The 20,267-nt window shown below is 35.6% G+C and carries 15 protein-coding genes and 3 tRNA genes; 12 read left to right on the top strand and 6 right to left on the bottom strand.

Annotated features, from left to right (window positions below; genetic code table 11):
* The first annotated feature begins 154 nt into the window (after positions 1-154).
* From ABF281_RS06845 to ABF281_RS06835, 3 genes are read left to right on the top strand one after another with little or no spacing between them, the layout of a single operon-like run.
* A complete protein-coding gene (locus ABF281_RS06845; protein ID WP_347180936.1) occupies positions 155-1,408 on the top strand; it encodes a Y-family DNA polymerase in 1,254 nt (417 codons plus the stop codon).
* A 1-nt stretch (position 1,409) separates the two neighbouring features.
* Positions 1,410-1,832: a translesion error-prone DNA polymerase V autoproteolytic subunit gene (gene umuD / locus ABF281_RS06840; protein WP_347180935.1), complete on the top strand. Its 423-nt coding sequence runs from the start codon at positions 1,410-1,412 to the stop codon at positions 1,830-1,832.
* 1 nt (position 1,833) lies between these two features.
* Positions 1,834-2,598 carry an arginine deiminase-related protein gene (locus tag ABF281_RS06835; protein ID WP_347180934.1) on the top strand — a complete coding sequence of 255 codons (765 nt, stop codon included), beginning with the start codon at positions 1,834-1,836 and terminating at the stop codon, positions 2,596-2,598.
* Positions 2,599-2,632: 34 nt separating this feature from the next.
* Here the strand turns inward: ABF281_RS06835 and ABF281_RS06830 are convergent, their stop codons facing one another.
* Positions 2,633-5,206, bottom strand: coding sequence for an ATP-dependent Clp protease ATP-binding subunit (locus tag ABF281_RS06830; protein WP_347180933.1), 2,574 nt, complete (start codon positions 5,204-5,206; stop codon positions 2,633-2,635).
* Between the two features lie 285 nt (positions 5,207-5,491).
* Between ABF281_RS06830 and gyrA the strand changes: the two genes are divergently transcribed.
* The 4 genes from gyrA to ABF281_RS06810 all read left to right on the top strand — a co-directional run bounded on the left by gyrA (position 5,492) and on the right by ABF281_RS06810 (position 10,686).
* On the top strand, positions 5,492-8,002 hold the full coding sequence (gene gyrA / locus ABF281_RS06825) for a DNA gyrase subunit A (RefSeq protein ID WP_347180932.1): 2,511 nt from the start codon (positions 5,492-5,494) through the stop codon (positions 8,000-8,002).
* Between the two features lie 15 nt (positions 8,003-8,017).
* Complete coding sequence (locus ABF281_RS06820) at positions 8,018-9,244, top strand: hypothetical protein (RefSeq protein ID WP_347180931.1); 1,227 nt, start codon at positions 8,018-8,020, stop codon at positions 9,242-9,244.
* A gap of 90 nt (positions 9,245-9,334) precedes the next feature.
* The gene (locus tag ABF281_RS06815) at positions 9,335-10,030 is read left to right on the top strand and encodes a CoA transferase subunit A (protein ID WP_347180930.1); all 696 of its coding nucleotides are present in this window, start codon (positions 9,335-9,337) and stop codon (positions 10,028-10,030) included.
* Between the two features lie 2 nt (positions 10,031-10,032).
* Complete coding sequence (locus ABF281_RS06810; protein ID WP_347180929.1) at positions 10,033-10,686, top strand: 3-oxoacid CoA-transferase subunit B; 654 nt, start codon at positions 10,033-10,035, stop codon at positions 10,684-10,686.
* On the opposite strand, the gene ABF281_RS06805 is transcribed toward ABF281_RS06810, so the two are convergent.
* Entirely contained in the window at positions 10,679-11,449 is a 771-nt protein-coding gene (locus ABF281_RS06805) for a C40 family peptidase (protein WP_347180937.1), read from the bottom strand. The genes ABF281_RS06810 and ABF281_RS06805 overlap by 8 nt on opposite strands.
* Positions 11,450-11,725: 276 nt before the next feature.
* On the opposite strand from ABF281_RS06805, the gene ABF281_RS06800 reads away from it, so the two are divergent.
* The 5 genes from ABF281_RS06800 to ABF281_RS06780 all read left to right on the top strand — a co-directional run bounded on the left by ABF281_RS06800 (position 11,726) and on the right by ABF281_RS06780 (position 16,091).
* A complete protein-coding gene (locus ABF281_RS06800; protein ID WP_347180928.1) occupies positions 11,726-13,786 on the top strand; it encodes an HDIG domain-containing metalloprotein in 2,061 nt (686 codons plus the stop codon).
* An 80-nt stretch (positions 13,787-13,866) separates the two neighbouring features.
* Positions 13,867-13,950, top strand: a tRNA-Ser gene (locus tag ABF281_RS06795).
* A 22-nt stretch (positions 13,951-13,972) separates the two neighbouring features.
* Positions 13,973-14,047 (top strand) — tRNA-Pro (locus tag ABF281_RS06790).
* 185 nt (positions 14,048-14,232) lie between these two features.
* A complete protein-coding gene (locus ABF281_RS06785; RefSeq protein ID WP_347180927.1) occupies positions 14,233-15,807 on the top strand; it encodes a solute:sodium symporter family transporter in 1,575 nt (524 codons plus the stop codon).
* A 210-nt stretch (positions 15,808-16,017) separates the two neighbouring features.
* Positions 16,018-16,091, top strand: a tRNA-Arg gene (locus ABF281_RS06780).
* A 37-nt stretch (positions 16,092-16,128) separates the two neighbouring features.
* On the opposite strand, the gene ABF281_RS06775 is transcribed toward ABF281_RS06780, so the two are convergent.
* The 4 genes from ABF281_RS06775 to ABF281_RS06760 form a co-directional block, all read right to left on the bottom strand.
* Positions 16,129-17,079, bottom strand: a complete 951-nt coding sequence (locus tag ABF281_RS06775; protein WP_347180926.1) for an RluA family pseudouridine synthase — start codon at positions 17,077-17,079, stop codon at positions 16,129-16,131.
* Between the two features lie 74 nt (positions 17,080-17,153).
* On the bottom strand, positions 17,154-17,753 hold the full coding sequence (locus ABF281_RS06770; protein ID WP_347180925.1) for a PhnA domain-containing protein: 600 nt from the start codon (positions 17,751-17,753) through the stop codon (positions 17,154-17,156).
* Between the two features lie 20 nt (positions 17,754-17,773).
* Positions 17,774-18,517 (bottom strand): 23S rRNA (guanosine(2251)-2'-O)-methyltransferase RlmB, encoded by a 744-nt coding sequence (gene rlmB, locus ABF281_RS06765; RefSeq protein ID WP_347180924.1) that lies wholly within the window; start codon positions 18,515-18,517, stop codon positions 17,774-17,776.
* Between the two features lie 91 nt (positions 18,518-18,608).
* On the bottom strand, positions 18,609-20,267 hold a 1,659-nt coding region (locus ABF281_RS06760), incomplete at its 5' end, for a hypothetical protein (protein WP_347180923.1).

The raw sequence follows: 20,267 nt of genomic DNA, 5'->3' as shown, positions 1-20,267 counted from the left end.
TCATCGCCTTTCTTTAAAAACTTCATTCATGATCTTGAATGAAGTTTTTTTTTGACCCCATCCTAAACCAACCCGTAAATACTATAAATAGTAATGGAGTAGAAAAATACCTAGTGTGCATTTCTATAACAGTTTTTCATTTTATCTTTGGGGTATGTATGGAATAGTAGATTGTAATAGTTTTTATGCTTCTTGTGAACGTGCTTTTAGGCCTAGCCTAGCCGATCAGCCTATTGTCGTTTTGTCTAATAATGACGGTTGTGTAATTGCTCGAAGTCGAGAAGCAAAGCCTTATGTTAAGATGGGCGAAGTCGCGTTTAAAAATCTTGAAAAGTTTAAACGACACGGTATAAATGTATTTTCATCTAACTACGCTTTGTATGGTGATATGAGTTCTAGAGTGATGGATATTATCGCAAGGCATGTTGATGAGATTGAAGTCTATTCTATTGACGAAGCTTTTTTTAAATTGGGCAATATGTCTATTGATGATGCAGAGGCTTTGGGGCGAAAAATCAGAAAAGAAATCATGCAGCAGCTTGGTTTACCTGTTAGTGTTGGAATCGCTGCAAGTAAAGCATTGGCGAAATTAGCGAATAATATTGTTAAAAATTTTCCAGAGCAAACTCAAGATGTCTATGTTATAGGTACTGATGTACAGCGTATAAAAGCTTTAAAATGGACTCCTACCTCCGATGTATGGGGTATTGGTAGACGTTTTTCGTATAAATTAGAGCAGATGAGAATTTTGAAGGCATATGACTTTACACTATTGTCTGATGATATAGTCCGTAGTAAGTTCTCTGTCGTTGGTTTGCGTCTGAAGCACGACTTAGAGGGGAAGCCAACGATTGGTTTTGAAGAAGTACAGGATAAATATATGATAGCGACTACGCGCAGCTTTCCGAACGTAATTCCTAAGTTAAAAGCGCTTGAAGAGCGTGTGGCTACGTTTGCAAGTATTTGTGCAGAAAAATTGAGAAAACAGGAAAGTGAATGTCTAGGAGCTTATGTTTTTATCTCTTCCAATAGGTTTGGTAGTGATTACGTGAAGATAGGAGGTGTCGTTCATTTTGGGTTTGCAACCAGTTCTAGTATCACGATTACTAAAGAAGTTTTGCATAAATTGCGTGAGATTTATAAGAAAGGATATTCATACAAAAAAGCAGGGGTTGTACTGCTGTCTATCCGTCCTAACGCAAGTCACCAAGTAAGATTGTTTGCGGATGAAGATCCAAGGCACAAATTATTGATGCACACTATGGACGCATTAAATGATAAAATAGGGAAAGGAAAAATTAAGTTAGCAAATCAAGATGTTAACTCGAGGTGGAAAATGCGGCAGGAACATTTATCTCCGCAATACACTACAAAGTTAAATGACATCATTACTGTAAATTGTGAGTAAAATGGCTTTAAAATTATTTAGGTACAAGTCTAAAAAAACTGTAAAACTTCCCTTTATAGAAAATGGAATAAAGGCTGGGTTTCCGTCACCTGCAGAAGATTTTCAGGGGACAAGAATTTCTTTGGATAAAGAATTAATTAAAAACGAGACCGCTACTTTTTTTGCTAAAGTGGATGGAGATTCTATGCAAGATGCAGGGATGTCTCACGGAGATTTATTAGTTATAGACAGAAGTTTAGAACCAGAAAATGGTAAAATTGCTGTCTGTATGTTAGATGGTGAGTTTACTGTAAAAAGACTAAGAGTAGAGGAAGATGGGGTGTATTTGGTTCCTGAAAATATAAACTATCCAGAGATAAAAGTGGAAACAGATCAGGAATTGTTGATTTGGGGAATGGTAACCTATGTGATTAAAGAAATGTAGTATGATATTGTTAGACTTTAGGCATTGGGCTTTTGATCAGGTATTAGGGTGTTTGCCAGATACTCAAATAGAATTGTTGCAGAAAGATTTTGATATGCTTTTGAAGGTTGAAGAGTTTAAGATTTTAGACTTAATTGTGGGAAAACCGTTGAGTATTTCAAGTTTGTTTTTTAAGAATGAAAGTCAGATAGCAATCTCTCCAATAGAAAACTTACCAGGTGGTCTAATTGATGTAGTTTTGGAACTAGAGGACAAAGCGGTAGTTGATTATTCTGGAGCTGCGAGGGAAGAAGTTTATTTTCATGGGCAAAATAGTTTGGTATCTCATCAACTAAAAGAAATAGCTTTGTGTGGGGTCAACGCTTTTACTGATGAATCTTTATTTGAAGAATATTGTGAGGACTTTGAATTGACACCTTTTTGTTTTGATCTTCCAGATAATTTATTGACAAGAGATATTGCGTGTTTCGTGGATGATATTTTATTGATCTGTTGGGAGTATATAGAGGACAAGAAAGTAAAAAAACAACTTTTTTCTATTTTAAAATCAAATGGTATAAAAGTCATTACTGTTACAAAAAATCAAGTGAGTCAAGGAATATTAAACATGAGCCTTTTAAATGGTAAACTGCTGATTACCCAAGAGGCATTTTGTTTGTTTACAGAAAAACAAAAACAGGAAATCTCCAAACAAGACATAGAGGTGGTTCCTCTTCCCTTTTTAGAGCGGTTAGGCTTGAAATTGAGAGATATTATATTGCAATAAAAAAGGGAGGAATTGTTAATATTCCTCCCTTTTGTTATTCTTTAATTTCAGAATTTTCCGGCTGCTTTATGGAAATGGTCAATTCTTGTTTTTCTTTTTCTAAGTTGATCTGTATTACATCACCATCATTTAGATTGGCATTCACTATTTCTTCGGCTAAAACATCTTCAATATATTTTTGAATAGCTCTTTTTAAAGGACGAGCACCGTATTTTTTATCAAAGCCTTTGTCAGCTATGTAGTCTTTTGCATCGTTACTTAAGACGAGAGTATAGCCTAAATCATTGATGCGTTTGGTTAGCTTGCGAAGTTCAATATCAATGATTTTATGAATGTCTTTTCTTTCTAATGCATTAAACAAAATAACATCGTCTATTCTGTTGAGAAATTCGGGAGCGAATGATTTCTTAAGAGCTCCTTCGATTACACTTTTTATGTGGTCTTCTGTTTGAGCTTTTTTGGATGCCGTTCCAAACCCAACACCAGCACCAAAGTCTTTCACTTGTCGGGCACCAATATTAGAAGTCATAATTATGATTGTATTTCTAAAGTCAATCTTTCTACCTAAACTGTCTGTAACATAACCATCATCCAAAATTTGTAAAAGCATGTTAAATACATCTGGGTGTGCTTTTTCAATTTCATCTAGCAAAACAATAGAATATGGCTTTCTTCGCACTTTTTCTGTGAGTTGCCCCCCTTCTTCGTATCCTACGTAGCCTGGAGGTGCTCCAACCAATCTTGAGATGGCAAACTTTTCCATATATTCACTCATGTCTATTCTAATTAACGCATCATCAGAATCGAACATCACTTCCGCTAGTATTTTAGCGAGCTGTGTTTTACCAACACCTGTTTGACCCAGAAAGATGAATGAGCCAATAGGTTTGTTGGGGTCTTTCAGTCCTACTCGATTACGTTGGATCGCTTTAATTACTTTTGCTACGGCGTCGTCTTGCCCAATAACTTTTCCTTTGATGGTGCTTGGAAGTTCTCTGAGTTTATCGCTTTCAACTTCAGCTACTCTATTTACAGGAATTCCGGTCATCATGGATACGACTTCTGCTACATTTTCTTCAGTAACAGTTTCTTTGTTTGCTTTTGAAGCTTCTTCCCATTGTTGTTGTGCAGAAACCAGTGCTGCTTCCATGTTTTTTTCGTCATCACGCAACTTAGCAGCTTCTTCATATTTTTGACGATTAACAGCGTTGGTTTTTTTCTCTTTTATGTTCTCGATCTTAGCTTCTAACTTAATAATTTGTTCTGGTACAACGATATTAGTGATGTGGATTCTAGATCCAGCTTCATCAAGGGCATCTATTGCTTTGTCTGGTAGAAAACGATCTGTCATGTAACGACTTGTTAATTTGACACAAGCCACAATGGCATTGTCTGTAAAGTTAACATTGTGATGATCTTCGTATTTGCTTTTGATGTTCTGTAAAATTTGTATGGTTTCCTCTTCGCTAGTTGGTTCTACAACAACTTTTTGGAAACGTCTTTCTAAAGCTCCATCCTTTTCAATGTTTTGACGATATTCATCTAGAGTAGTAGCCCCAATACATTGAATTTCACCTCTCGCTAGAGCAGGTTTCAACATGTTTGAAGCGTCTAAAGAGCCAGTCGCTCCACCTGCGCCAACAATAGTATGGATTTCGTCAATGAATAAGATGATATCTTCGTTTTTTTCTAGTTCATTCATTAGAGCTTTCATACGCTCTTCAAACTGGCCACGGTATTTTGTACCTGCCACTAAGCTTGCTAGGTCTAGGGAAACAACACGCTTGTTAAATAAAATCCTAGATACTTTTCTTTGAACAATTCTTAGAGCAAGACCTTCTGCAATCGCAGATTTTCCAACTCCAGGTTCTCCAATTAGCATTGGATTGTTTTTTTTGCGTCTACTTAAAATTTGGGAGACACGCTCAATTTCTTTATTTCTTCCAACGACTGGGTCAAGTTTATCAGATTCAGCTAAAAAAGTTAAATCACGTCCAAAGTTATCTAAAACAGGTGTTTTTGATTTTTTATTGGGATTATTTGTAGACGGTGGTTGCGTTTTGTCAAATGCTCCAGGATTTCCGCTGGGAAAGTCTTGTGAACTTTCGTTAGTTGGTGTATTGAATGCGTCCTCTACAGGATCATTACCTTCTTCCTGTTCGCTTCCTTGACTAATTTCTTTATACAAGGATTTGATGTCGCTATAATTGATGTGTAGTTTGTCTAAGATTTTAGTTATGGGGTCGTTTTCGTTACGCAAAATACAAAGCAACAACAAGGCAGTGTCTACTGTGCTACAGTTGTATAGCCTAGCCTCTAAGAAAGTTGATTTTAGTGCTTTCTCGGCTTGTTTGGTTAGATGCAAGTTCTTCCTTTCACTTGCAGCTATTGGTAAGCTAGAAATGGGGTGTAAAGTTTCAACCTTGTGTTTTAGATATTCAAGGTTTACCTCTAGCGAGTGCAGCATGTCATTGGCTTTACTTGTTTGATTTCGGATAATTCCTAATATCAAGTGTTCGGTACCTATAAAATCGTGTCCTAGTCTTATTGCCTCTTCTTTGCTGAAGCCAATAACATCTTTTACCTCTTGTGAGAAATTATCATCCATATTCTATTGTTTTGAAGATTAGGTTCTACGTAAATTTAGTTGATTTTTTTTAGATAGATTACAAATTGTTTGCCATAATTAAAATAAGACATTCTGTCTTGTTTTAATGGAGTTGATTATCAGTAGTTTGAGAATTTATAAAATATTCCAAACACCTACAGAAACACAGTTTACTTGCTAGTTTTTGTTGATAACTTGTGTTTAAATTAGCGCATTATAGAATTTGTAGAATCACTAAAAAGATGTAAATTGCTATGTTTATAAAATAACTTTAGAATAATATACATGATTGAAGGAGAAAAGTTAATCCCGATTAACATTGAAGAGCAGATGAAATCTGCTTATATTGATTATTCAATGTCTGTAATTGTGTCACGTGCATTACCAGACGTAAGAGATGGGTTGAAGCCAGTTCATAGGCGTGTACTTTTTGGCATGCATGAATTGGGAATTAAGGCAACGGGTTCTTATAAAAAATCTGCAAGAGTTGTTGGAGAGGTTTTAGGAAAGTATCATCCTCACGGAGATACTTCTGTTTATGATTCAATGGTTCGTATGGCTCAAAATTGGAGTGTGCGTTATATGATGGTTGATGGACAGGGGAATTTTGGTTCTGTAGATGGAGATAGTCCTGCAGCAATGCGTTATACAGAAGTTAGAATGCAAAAAATATCAGAAGAGATGTTGTCTGATATTGAAAAAGAAACTGTTGATTACAAATTAAATTTTGATGATACCTTAAACGAACCAACGGTACTACCTACTCGAATTCCAAACTTATTGGTAAATGGTGCCTCTGGAATTGCTGTAGGTATGGCAACGAACATGGCTCCTCATAATTTAACAGAAGTGATCAATGGAATTGAAGCATATATTGATAATACAGATATTGATATAGATGGTTTGATGGAGTTTGTTAAAGCTCCCGATTTTCCTACTGGAGGAACTATTTATGGTTATGAAGGTGTTAAGGATGCTTTCCATACCGGTAGAGGTAAAATTGTTATCCGAGCCAAGGCTTCTTTCGAGGAGATAAAAGGAAGAGATTGTATTGTTGTCACAGAAATTCCTTACCTGGTGAACAAAGCAGAAATGATAAAGAAAACTGCGGAGTTGGTCAATGAAAAAAAACTAGAAGGAATTGCAAATATACGTGACGAATCTGATCGAAAAGGGATGAGAGTAGTATATGTATTAAAGAAAGATGCTATTCCAAACATTGTACTGAACAAGCTTTATAAATATACTGCGTTACAGACTTCTTTTAGTGTAAACAACATTGCCTTAGTGAAAGGAAGGCCGGAAATGTTAAACTTAAAAGATCTCATACATCACTTTGTAGATCACAGGCACGAAGTTGTCACGCGAAGGACAGAGTTTGATTTAAAAAAGGCAGAAGATAGAGCCCACATATTAGAAGGTTTGATCGTTGCTTCAGACAATATCGATGAAGTTATCAAATTAATTAGAGCTTCTAAAAGTCAAGACGAGGCACGTGAAAAATTAATGGAGCGTTTTGAGTTGAGTGAAATCCAAGCTAGGGCTATAGTTGCGATGCGATTAGGTCAGTTGACAGGATTAGAACAAGATAAATTGAGAGCTGAGTATGATGACCTGATGGTATTGATTGCTGATTTAAAAGATATATTAGCTAGTGAACCTAGAAGAATGGAAATCATCAAAAATGAATTGATTGCCATTAGAGAAAAGTATGGGGACGAAAGACGTTCTGTTATTGAGTATGCTGGTGGAGATATGAGAATTGAAGATATGATTCCTGACTCCAAAGTAGTCGTAACAATATCTCATGCAGGATATGTAAAGCGTACTCCGTTGTCAGAATACAAAACACAAAATAGAGGTGGTAAAGGACAGAAAGGTGTGGCGACAAGAAATGAAGATTTCCTGGAGCATCTATTTGTGGGGACAAATCATCAATATATGATGTTTTTTACCCAAAAAGGAAAGGTGTTCTGGATGCGCGTTTATGAAATACCAGAAGGCACAAAAGTATCCAAGGGTCGAGCGTTACAAAACTTAATCAATATAGAGAATGATGATAAAGTAAAAGCTTTCTTAGTCACACAAAATCTTAAAGATGAAGAATACATAAACAACCATTATGTGATTATGTCTACCAAGAAAGGTCAAGTTAAGAAAACACTTTTGGAGCAGTATTCTAGACCAAGGACAAATGGAGTTCAAGCCATTACGATCAAAGATGGAGATGAGTTGCTAGAAGCTAAATTAACCAACGGAAGTAGCCAAGTGATGCTAGCTGTTAAATCTGGTAAAACCATTCGTTTTGAGGAAGAGAAGACTAGGCCCATGGGAAGAACTGCCTCAGGAGTAAGAGGGATTTCTCTTGCTGATGAAAAGGACGAGGTAATAGGAATGATTGCTGTAGATGATATGGAGAGTGAAATTTTGGTAGTTTCTGAAAAAGGATATGGGAAACGTTCTAAACTTGAAGATTACCGTATCACCAATCGAGGAGGTAAAGGGGTTAAAACACTCAATGTGTCTGAAAAAACAGGAGCCCTAGTTTCTATCAAAAATGTTACTGACGAGGATGATTTGATGATCATCAACAAGTCTGGAATCACTATCCGTATGGAAGTTGATCAATTGAGAACTATGGGACGAGCTACTCAAGGCGTTAGATTGATCAATATTAATGATAACGACGCTATCGCAGCAGTTGCAAAGGTCATGAAAGATGATGAGGAAGTAGGAGAGGAAGAGATCACTTTGGAGAATGAAACTGAAAATTCAACAGAAACAAATCAAGAGTAAGTAAAAATAAATAGAATGAAAAAAATATTGACATTAGCTTTTTGTTTTGCGGTAACCCTATCAGCAATAGCTCAGAAGAAAGAGCTAAAAAAAGTAGCCAAACTAGTAAAGTCGGATAAATTAGAGGAAGCATTCATAGCGCTAGAAGCGGTTAAAGGTTTGGTTGAGGGTACTAAATACGAGTCCCAATATCATTATTTGAGAGGGAAGCGTTTTTTAGGGAAAAATGAAAATGAGAATCATCATAGCAAGGCTTTAAAAGAGTTTAATACTGTTTTAGATATTGAAACCATTGCGCGTCAAGATAATTTTTCTGAAAAAGCGATTGAAAGTATCAATAGCATTTATGATTTTTATTTAGATAAAGCTATAAAATCGATTAGAGCACAAAATTTCGAAGCGTCCGCACAGCAATACGAGAAGTTGTCAAAATTAATCCCAGAAAGGAGAGATGTTTTGAGAAATGCTCTGTTTAGTTACAGAGATGCTGAGAACTATCCTAAGACAATAATGATGTTAGAAGAGTTGTTGAAAAAGGAGCAGGCATCTAATATTTACACTGCTTTTAATGTGCATACAAAAAAAATGAATGAGTTTTTCACAAAAGAATCAATGGACAAAGCGGTGAGTTTAAAAACCCACATGCAGCCGCAAGAGACTGGTTATCAAGAAAACATAAGAGCAGATGTTTATTATGCCTCGCTGGCGGGACTATATTTAAAAGAAAAAAACAAGGAAAAAGCTTTAGAGGTTTTAGATAGCGCAAAAAAAGAATTCCCAACAAAAGTTAATTTTTTTAGAGATCATGCAGCAATCGTTTATGGAATGAATGATAAAAACGCTTATTTAAAATCGTTGGACGAAGTTTTATCGCTTACTCCAAATGATTCGCAAAGTTGGTTTAATTATGGGGTTGTGAGTCAGGAACTAGGAATGACCTCTAAAGCAATAGAGGCTTACGATAAAACAACTATAATTGATCCGGGTAATAGAGGTGCATATATCAATAAAGCTCTGGTTATTTTATCCAAAGAACAAACGATTATTGACGAGTTGAATAACAGTAGAGGAAATAGTAAAAAGCGTAATGCAGCTAAAGACAAAATGAAAGAAATGTATTTGGCGGCCATTGCAGCTTTTGAAAAAGCAAATGAAATTAAAGAAGATCCTGCGATCATATCAAATTTGATTTTGATGTACAAAGAAGTAGGACAAACCGAAAAAGCAAAGGCTTTGGAATAAACTAAAATATTTTAGGAAACTATATAAAAAATCCTGTTGTTCTCACAACAGGATTTTTTATATCTTTAGGTAAGTACAATTCACAAACAAATGATACTTAAAAAAGTAAATTCAGTAGCAGAAGCCCTTAATGGAATAACAGACGGTATGACACTACTCGTTGGAGGTTTTGGTTTGTGTGGTATTCCAGAAAATTCTATTGCCGAATTGGTCAAGTTAAAGACGAAGGAATTAACATGTGTCTCTAATAATGCGGGTATAGACGATTTTGGCTTGGGATTGTTGTTAAGAGCGCATCAAATCAAAAAAATGATTTCTTCTTATGTGGGAGAGAATCATGAATTTGAAAGGCAGATGTTGGCAGGACAGATTGAAGTAGAGTTAATTCCTCAAGGGACTTTGGTAGAGCGTTGTCGTTCTGCAAAAATGGGAATTCCTGCTTTTTTTACTCCAGCTGGTGTAGGCACTGAAGTGGCTCATGGAAAAGAAATACGATCATTTAATGGAACACCATATTTGTTAGAATATGCAGTACAGGCGGATTTTGCTTTGATTAAAGCATGGAAAGGTGATGAAGCAGGAAATATTATGTTCAAAGGAACTGCTCGTAATTTTAACCAAGCCATGTGTGGCGCTGCTACAATAAATATTGTTGAAGTTGAAGAGCTCGTTCCTGTAGGAACATTGGATCCCAATCAAATTCATGTGCCAGGCGTGTTCGTACAGCGCATTTTTCAAGGTGAGAAATACGAGAAAAAAATAGAGAGATTAACATTAAAGGAATAAATATGTTGACAAAAGAGCAGATAGCACAGCGTATTTCTAAAGAATTAAAAGATGGATATTACATAAATTTAGGAATTGGAATTCCAACTTTAGTTGCTAATTACGTTCCTGAAAATCTACAAGTTGAATTTCAAAGTGAAAATGGTGTGTTAGGAATGGGGTCTTTTCCAACCCGTGAACAAGTAGATGCAGACATCATTAATGCGGGCAAACAAACCATAACAACACAGCCTGGAGCTTCTTTTTTTGATTCAGAATTGAGTTTTGGGATGATTAGAGGGCGTCACATAGACTTGACAGTTTTAGGTGCAATGGAAGTTTCTCAAAATGGTGATATTGCCAATTGGAAAATTCCAGGTAAGATGGTCAAAGGAATGGGTGGTGCTATGGATTTGGTGGCAAGTGCTGAAAATATCATTGTAGCCATGATGCATACCAACAAGGCAAAAAAATCTAAATTACTGAAGCAATGTAGCCTACCTTTAACCGGAGTTGCCTGCGTATCAACAATTGTGACTAATTTAGGACTGTTAACCATAGAAAATGGTCAGTTTGTTTTAAAAGAGATCGCGCCAGGAGTTGATGTGGATTATATTAAGAGTGTTACTGAAGGAGATATGGTTGTCTCTCCCCAATGTAAAACGATGGTTATATAATTTTTTTGATTACTCTTAGTTTGTGGGTATGTCTTTTGTTGTCTATGTTGTAAATTCCAAGATGGTCTAAACGGTCAATCCTTACTTTGCCATGGGCATGTATAATGTAATTATCAGCCATCATGATGCCTACATGTATGATATTTCCTTCTTCATTATCAAAAAAAGCCAGATCACCAGGTTCGCTTTCCTCTATAAAGCTAAGAACTTCTCCCTGAGTTGCTTGATCTCTGGCATCTCTTTTTAGAGCGTAGCCATTGAGTTTGTATACCAATTGTGTTAGTCCGGAGCAGTCAATGCCAAAAGGAGTTTTACCACCCCATAAGTAAGGGCTGTTGAGAAATTGAAGCGCTGTAGAAATAAGATGATCTTTTTTTTGTCTACCGCAGGTTACTTCACCTTCAAAGTTAAATTTTTCAGGACCTATTGAGAAGTGTTCGTTTTCGTAGAAAGGTAAGTGAGAACCAATGACAATATTTGTTAGAAGTTGTTGTTGGTTCTCCCCAAAATTGATCATATCATTAGACAGAAAGACCGGTGTATTTTCAATTTTAGTGTAAAAACTCTCAGAAACGATTAAGAATTGTTTATTGTCTATCCATCCCTCATAGTTATCATAGGCTAAACGTATTTTGCTCCATTTCGTTCTTCTTTCTAGCACTTTGAAATGTTCTCCCAATAATATTTGAGATATCATTTCAGATGCATCTTTAGGTTCAAGTCTTAAAGGAACAATACTAAGGTTACAAATTCCGTAATCCATTTGATTTAATAGTAGACGATCTAAATGTTTAATAATTTTTATGGTAGACATACCATCAATGTTAACAATATCAACAAGGTGATACGCACCTTTTGTTCAATTCGATAACATGTACCAAAGAAACAACAATTCTGTCACCTGAGCAACCTCGTTAAAGTCGAGTTAAAAAAGGTGTCCAATAAAACATTTTTTGTTTAGGGTATATTTAAAGTAGCTTTAGATTCCTCTTAGTTTACAAAAAATAATTGTTTATTTTTGAAAAACATCAAAGCACTAATGAAGAACATTATCAATCGTATCTACCAAAATCAATCTATTATTTACAAAGTTTTTTTGTTCCTATTGGTTGTGTTTTCTATCGTTTACTTTTTTCCGAAAGGAGGTAAATTTAAATATGAATTTCAGAAAGGTAAACCATGGCAGTATGAAAATTTGCTAGCTCCTTTTGATTTTGCTGTACAAAAAACAAAAGAGGAAATTTCATTAGAAAAAAATGAAATCATCAAAAACGCACATGTTTATTTTGAATACAGACCAAGTGTTCAAGAGGAGGTGGTCACTCAGTTTTCTGAAAAGTACCATAAGGAAATTGTGAACAAAGGTATCGAGAATAACATCGAAAGCTCGATTTATAAAAAAACAGCTGAAGATTTCATTTCAATAATTTATGAATCAGGCTTGGTTGATGTCAGTGTGAAAGAAGCGTTTTCAGATGATAAATTTATCTTTTTAAGGAAGCAACAAGAAATTAGTGAGATAGAATATGGAAGATTAATCACTCCAAGTGAATTATTGCCTTTGATCAATTCAACACTGAGCACTCAGATGGACTATCAGTACGTCAGTCTTATCACAAACATCCTCACGGAGGTTATCGTTCCTAATGTGTTTTATGATAAAAAGTACACTGATAGAGATCGTTCAGAGTCGTTGATTGCAATTTCCTATACCAAAGGTAAAATTTCTGAAAAAGAATTAATTATTGCTAGAGGAGATATTGTAGAAGGAAAAAAACTGGAGGTCTTAAACTCTTTAGAGCAAGAGTATAAATCTCAAATATGGACTAAAAATAATTATGCTTGGATTTTGGCTGGATATATTATTTTAGTATCTCTAGCGATGGGGATGTTGATGTTGTTTTTATATCTAGACAGAAAAGAGATTTTTGAAAACAATACTCAAGTAACCTTCATTTTTTTGAACATACTGTTGATGGTTTTTTTAGAAACTTTCATTATTGAGCACATGTTAGAATATCTGTATGTAGTTCCAGTATGTATATTGCCCATTGTGATGAAAGCCTTTTTTGATGCTCGTGTAGCTGTATTCTCCTACTTACTTATGATATTGATGATTGGATTCGTTGTTCCTAATAGTTTTGAATTCATATACTTACAGACGATCGCTGGATTTATCACTGTTTTGACTGTTTCAGAAATCCATAAAAGAGGAAATCTTTTTATTTCCATCATCAAAATAACTTTTGTTTATATGTTGACTTATTTAGCCTTTTATATCATTCACGAGGGAGGAATTAGTCAAATAAAGATTAGTTACTTTGGGTTGTTCGCATTGAACGGTGTATTGTCCTTCTTGTCTGTGTTTTTAATTTGGCTGTACGAGAAATTATTTGGGTTGGTTTCGGATGTCACTTTATTAGAGCTTTCTAACACAAATAGTGTATTGTTAAGAGAGTTAAATGAGAAAGCACCTGGAACTTTTCAGCATTCAATGCAAGTAGCAAATTTAGCTGAGGCTGCAGCCAATGCTATAAATGCCAATGTAATGTTGGTTAGGACGGGGGCATTGTATCATGATATTGGTAAAATATTATCACCCTTTAGTTTTACTGAAAATCAGACTACTGGATTAAATCCTCACAATGAACTCACACCAAAAGACAGTGCCGAAATTATTATCAATCATGTGATTAAAGGGATTGAATTGGCAAAAAAAGAAAGACTGCCTGACAGGATTATAGATTTTATTCGTACACACCACGGAACAAGTTTGGTTTATTATTTCTACAAGAAGGAATTGGATACAAATCCTGAGCATTTAGATATAGAGGATTTTAGATATCCAGGGCCCTTACCATTTTCTAGAGAAACTTCTATTTTAATGATGTGTGATGCTGCAGAAGCTGCATCAAAGAGTTTGATGAATCCAACAGCGGTTGAAATAGATGAGCTGATAGAGAAAATTATAGAAAAACAAAAAGTAGAAGGGCAGTTTTTAAACTCGAACATAACGCTAAAAGAAATAGAAAAAGTAAAGAAGGTTATTAAGAAAAAGCTTAAAAATATGCATCATGTAAGGATAGAATATCCAGCGTAAAAAAAACTTTAAAAAAGGTTGCAAGCAGTTCCCTAAACATTTATATTTGCAGTCGCAAAAGAAAGTGTGTATACACATCAGGAGAGGTGCCAGAGTGGTAATGGAGCAGTTTGCTAAACTGTCGACGGGTAACTGTCGCCAGGGTTCGAGTCCCTGTCTCTCCGCAATTTTCAAAGATGACCTTTTCGGGGTGTAGCGTAGCCCGGTCATCGCGCCTCGTTTGGGACGAGGAGGTCGCAGGTTCGAATCCTGCCACCCCGACAAAAAAACCTTACTAACAATTAGTAAGGTTTTTTATTTCTAAAAACTATACTTATTTTCATATGACAAAAGCGTTTTTTGCTATATACTTTTAATTTTCTTGTGAAATAACAACAATAAGTTTGTAGATTGCAAGACTATAATCATGAGTAATTAATTAAAAAAACGAAAATAAATCATAAACTATGGGAATCCTCTCTTTTGTAGCATTTACGTTGTTGGTAGCAGTGGTTGCTTACTGGTCAACTAGAAAAACAGACGAAACTTCTTCAGACGGTTACTTCTTAGGAGGTAGAAGTTTGACTGCACCTGTCATTGCAGGTTCTTTATTATTAACAAATTTATCAACCGAACAGATTGTAGGGTTGAATGGCGATGCATACAGAGATGGTATTTTAGTTATGGCTTGGGAAACTTTAGCCGCCATAGCCATTGTAATTACTGCGGTGTATTTATTGCCCCGTTATTTAAAAGGGGGTATTGCTACGATTCCAACTTTTCTTGAAACAAGATTTGATAAAACAACCAAAGCAATGACTTCTGGGCTTTTTTTAACAGGGTATGCAGTCGTTTTATTACCAATGGTTTTATTTACAGGGTCTAAAGCGATCAGTGGAATGTTCAATCTCTCTGAGTTGTTTGGAGTTAGTGAGTGGGCCGCGGTTTGGATATGCGTTTGGGGAATCGGGATTATAGGGTCTATTTACGCCATATTTGGAGGTCTAAAAGCTGTTGCGGTTTCTGATAGTATTAATGCTGTAGGTTTATTGATTGGTGGACTTTTGATTCCAGTTTTTGGTTTGATGGCGATCAGTGAGGATGGAACCCTTTTGACAGGTTTGTCTCAGTTGATTAGTGAGCATCCTGAAAAGTTTAATGCAGTTGGTGGACCTGAATCCTCTATTCCTTTTGAAACTATTTTTACAGGAATGATGCTTGTTCAGTTGTTTTATTGGGGGAGCAATCAGCAAATTATTCAACGTGCTCTAGGAGCCAAAAATTTAGCTGAAGGGCAGAAAGGTTTGGCGATTGCAGCCTTTATAAAAATACTAGGACCAATTATTGTTGTTTTGCCGGGGATCATTGCCTACCACAAATATGGGGCTGGACTGCACACTAGTGATGTTTATCCAAAATTAGTTGCGGATGTGTTGCCTGATATTTGGGTCGGTTTCTTTGCGGCGGTTTTGTTTGGTGCCATTTTGAGTTCTTTTAATTCGGCATTAAATAGTTGTGTTACGTTGTATGGAATCGATATTTACAAGCAATTCATCAACAAAGATGCAGGAGACAAAGAGGTAGTGAGGAAAGGTAAAGGTTTTGGAGTAGTTCTTGCTTTTTTCTCTATGTTTATTGCCCCTCTTTTGATTTATGCAGATAGTATTTTTGGGTATTTGCAAACAGTAAATGGTGCTTACAGTGTACCCATCTTAACCATTTTAATCATCGGCCTTGTTACTAAAAAAGTACCAGCATTAGCGGCTAAAGTTGGAGTTGTTTTTGCTTTCAGTATTTATGTGTTGTACATTATTTTGGCAAATGGATTTGGACTGATAGATCTCCATATGTTGCACATGCAAGCCATAACCTGTGTACTAACAATCTTGATTATGTTGGTGATTGGTAAACTAAGACCAAGATCAGAGGATTTTGTCCAAAATTACACTGAGCAGGTAGATGTTGTACCTTGGCAGTATATTAAGCCAGTAGGGTTGATTATTTGTTTGGTCGTATTGTCAACATATTTCGTCTTTAATTAGGAGCTTCAGCATTGTTGAAATCTATGAGATCACTGAGCCATAGTATACTAGCGGCATCCTAATTGACGGTTGTTTGGGGGCCTAAAAATACTTCTAAAAAAAGTGAACTATATTTTTAAATATCTTAATAGATGTTATATATTTGCATCCCGTAAAGCAAACCTCAGTGTTTGATTTATAAGTTCAGAAGAAAATAGTTCAAAAATATTAGGTGGCATAGCTCAGCTGGATAGAGCACCTGCCTTCTAAGCAGGCGGTCGAAGGTTCGAATCCTTCTGCCATCACATAAACCCTTACTATTAGTTTAGTAAGGGTTTTTTGTTATGAGAATTTCTTAGGGATTGGAGCTTCAATGGTAAGATGTTCTCCTTTATAATAGAAGTTTAGTTTCCAGGCATGTAAACACAAACAGTCATCATTGTAGGTCAGTGGGTTGTTTTTGAAATAATCACGGTCTTTATATCCGTGATCTCCTATAATCGGTAGGTTTAGGTTTGCTAAGTGAAGTCTAATTTGATTGGTTCTGCCAGTATGAGGTTTTACTTCAAGTAAAGTATTGTTTTCCTTAACGTTTCTTTCGAGTACTTTAAATTCGGTAAAAGCTTCTATGCCATTACAATCACTTTCTCTTCCACCTCCAGCTGTTTTCTCTAATCCAATTTTGGTATTGGTGCTAAAGTAATCTTCTGAGGGAATCCCTTCTATTTTCGCTAAATAAGTTTTTTGAGTTGATTTGTTTTTGAATTGTGAAGCAATACTTTCAGCAATTTCTTTGTTTTTGGCTAATACCACAACTCCTGTTGTGTTGGCGTCTAGTCGGTGGACGATTTTGAAGTCTTCTTCAGGAAACGCAAGTGTCAATATTTTGGTTAATGAATTTTTATTAAATCTACCGCTTGGATGCATGGGGAGTGGTGCGGGTTTGTTTATGATCATGATTTCTTCATCGTCATAAAGTAATTTTATATCATCATTAATCCAAGGTTCTTTTCGGGGCTCGGAGTTATGTTGTGTTATGTCTCCTCCTTTCAAAGTACTTAGGAGATTTGCAGGTTTTCCATTGATCAGAAGGCTTTGATTTTTAATTTTTGTGTGCCAAATTTCTTTGTTAGACCGGGGAACTATTGTTAGAAAAAAATCAATGATATTAAATCCCTCAAATTTTTTTTTAACGGATAGCTTGTAAGTGGTTGGATAAGCGATACTGCCGGGAAGCGGTTCAGTAACTGCTTTAATTTGTTTTTGGAATGAGGTTTTGGAAATAGCAGTCATAGCGTGTCAAAATTGGTAAAATAGAAAAACCCGCAGAAAGGTGGTGCTTATTTTTAAGTGATATCTTGAAGGTATTAAGATTGTTGAGGGGCATTTGTCTTTTTGACAAACTTGGTTAAGATAACTATATGTGTTCCTTCAACACGTCCTTCAATGTGTTCTGGATTGTCATGAACCAAAGAAATATTTCTTACTGCTGTACCTCGTTTAGCAGTAAAGTTACCTCCTCCTTTAACTTCTAAATCTTTGACCAATGTAATGGTGTCGCCATTTTCCAGAATAGCACCATGGGCATCTTTGTGAATGATTTTTTCATCATCGCTGAGGTGATCTCCTGAGGCTTCTGCAAAACGTAAATCTTCGGCCTCTAAATATATCATATCAATGAGATCCTGTGGCCACCCCTCTCCTTTGAGTCTGTTCAGCATTCTCCAAGCTATGATTTGTACAGCTTTGTGTTCGCTCCACATGGAATCGTTTAAGCATCTCCAGTGGTTTGCATCCATGGTCTTAGGGTCATCTATTTGGTTTTTGCAAGTCTTGCAGACCAATAGGTTCGTTTCAGCGCTGTCTATAAGACTTGGTTTTAATCTGAGGTTATGTAAGCTTTCTGCAGCACTACACAATTCACATTTGTTTCCGCTTCTGGAAATTAATTCTTCAGTGATGTTCATGTTTTAAATTTAATAGCCAATTATGACCTTCGTTGTCTCACGGTCTCATATAAAAATGCACCACAAGCAACAGAAACATTTAAGGATCCTATTTTTCCTAGTAAAGGAAGTTTGGCATTCGTATCCGCAATTTTCAAGATCGAAGGATTGATTCCTCTATCTTCAGAGCCCATGACAATTGCAGTAGGTTGATCAAAGTTGACATCAAAAACAGTATGATCTGTTTTTTCGGATGCACAGACAATTTTTATGTCTGCAGCCTGTAGCATAAAAATAGCATCCTTAATGTGATCTACCTTGCAAATTGGAACGTTAAAAGCAGCACCTGCGGAGGTTTTTACGGTTTCTCCGTTGATCGGAGCGTTTCCTGTTTTGGGGATAATGATACCGTGGACTCCTGTACATTCTGCAGTACGAATGATAGCACCAAAATTACGTACGTCAGAAATTTGATCTAACAGTACAAACAAAGGTTTTTCTCCCTTTTCTATCGTTGTTGTAATCAGGGCGTCTAAATCATAAAAAGCGACAGGTGCAATCAGCGCCCCTGCTCCTTGATGATTGTTGGCTCTGGACATACGATCAAGTTTTTCAACAGGAACGATACTGGAGGTTATATTGTTGGTTTTAATTAATTGTTTAAGTTCAATCATTAAAGGGCCGTTAATGTCTTTTTGCAAAAAAACTTTGTCGATTGAGTTGCCTGCGTTTATGGCTTCAATGATGGCTCTAATACCAAATATTTTTGAGGTTTGTTTTTCCATACTGCAAATGTACCATTTTGATTTTAAGAATTGAAAACTATGAGAATTAAGAATTGGAGTCTTTTTGGCCCCTATCCTAACAATTATATTTCTAAAAAATAGTAACAAAATTGATATGGAATAGTCCCTTGTTCAGGTTGAAACTAGTGTTTTGGTTTTTACCAGCGGCATAACTAATTTTCATCAATCCAGACGGTATTCCAAGGGTATAGCCAAGGCCAAAGCTGAGCAAATTGTCTTCTTTGGATAGATGCTTGAAGTAACCAACGTCACTAAAAGCATAAAGGTAGCTATTGATGTTGGTAAAGTAGCGGTATTCTATGTTTGTGTAATTGTATAAATGTGCGACAATGCTTTGTTCTAAAAATCCACGCATTGTTGTAGCTCCACCTATTCTAAATAATTCATTATTGTTTTTGGAAGAAGATTTTAAATAAGCATTTCTATTTTCTATATACAAATGATGAATTGGAGTTGCCTCGATAACGTAGATGTAGTCACTACTAAAGTTTTGTTGTTTGGTGCGCTCAGCATCAGTGTTTTTGCTTCCTAAGCCAAAATCTATTTTGATCATGGTTTTTGGGTTTCCAAAACTATTTAACTCTTTGTAAGCGTATTCAGCGCCAACAATGTTTTTTTTATACGACACAATATTATCATTGTTTGTTGTAACAACTGCTGAGCTTTCAGTATGATAATACGTGTTGATTATATGTTTGTAATGTGGTTTATAGCTTAATGTGAGTTTGTGATTGGTGTTTACAAAGGTGCTATCTCGTCTAAACAAATTTAATTTATAATTTATATTTATAGGTGAGTTAAAGATGTAGGGATTGTCCATTAACACTTCTATTTCTTGTTGATCTTGACCAGTGTTATTCCATTTAAAAGCAAAAGTTTCTCCTTTGTGAAGTGTATTGGTTAATGAAAGGTCAATGTATCCGTTGAACTGTATTTTTGTTTGACCTGCTTGGTTGCTAAATCCAAGAAGGGCATCTAATTTATTGGTTTTGATTTTATCTAGGTATAAGTATAAATAAGTAGAGTCTTTTGTGAACAAAACTGCAGGTGGTTTTTTGTTTTTTACAAAAGAAAGTTGTTTTATTTTGTCTTCGGTAGTATTTAGAAAGGCTTTGCTAAAGGGTTTGGAACTCTTAATGTATTGTTTTAAGAATCGTTTGGAAAAACGTTCATAAATTTTTACGACTGTTTTGTCAATGTGCCTTTTTTTAGAGGGGCATACCTTTAGTTCACAAAACAAAGTGTCGTTTTTTGCTGTTTGATTGATCAATTGTATTTCAGCAAAATTTTTTCCTTGGCGATCAAAATTGTCACAAACTTTCCCTATCCATTTAGAAACCTCATTAGGTGTGGTATAGCATATCTTGCTTTTTGTTTTGAATAGTTGCTGAATGTTTTTTGGGATGTTTTGAATTCCAATCACAGAAGTTTTTGTTCCCAGCTCAATAGTATAAGTCTCTATGCTGTCTTGTTTTTTGGAATCAATATTAAAATAGTAATAACCTGCCAAATCAAGTTCCGTGTTCAAAGCCTCGAGGTTTTTTATGTTTTTTAGAGAGATCTCATTTTGCAAACTGTCCTTTAAAATAAATTGCGTTGTTTTCTTTTGAGCCCAATTGGTTTGGCTTGAAAGTAAAAGAGATAACACGAAAAAACACCAGAGATAGACTTTCATAAAGTCAAAACTAATAGATTTCTTTTGGATATGGGGCTCATAAATTTTAAAAAT

It is taken from the genome of Wenyingzhuangia sp., assembly GCF_039768515.1.
Classification (GTDB): Bacteria; Bacteroidota; Bacteroidia; order Flavobacteriales; family Flavobacteriaceae; genus Wenyingzhuangia.
Note: the sequence above shows the minus strand (reverse complement) of the source record. Positions and strands in the feature narration are given on the sequence as shown.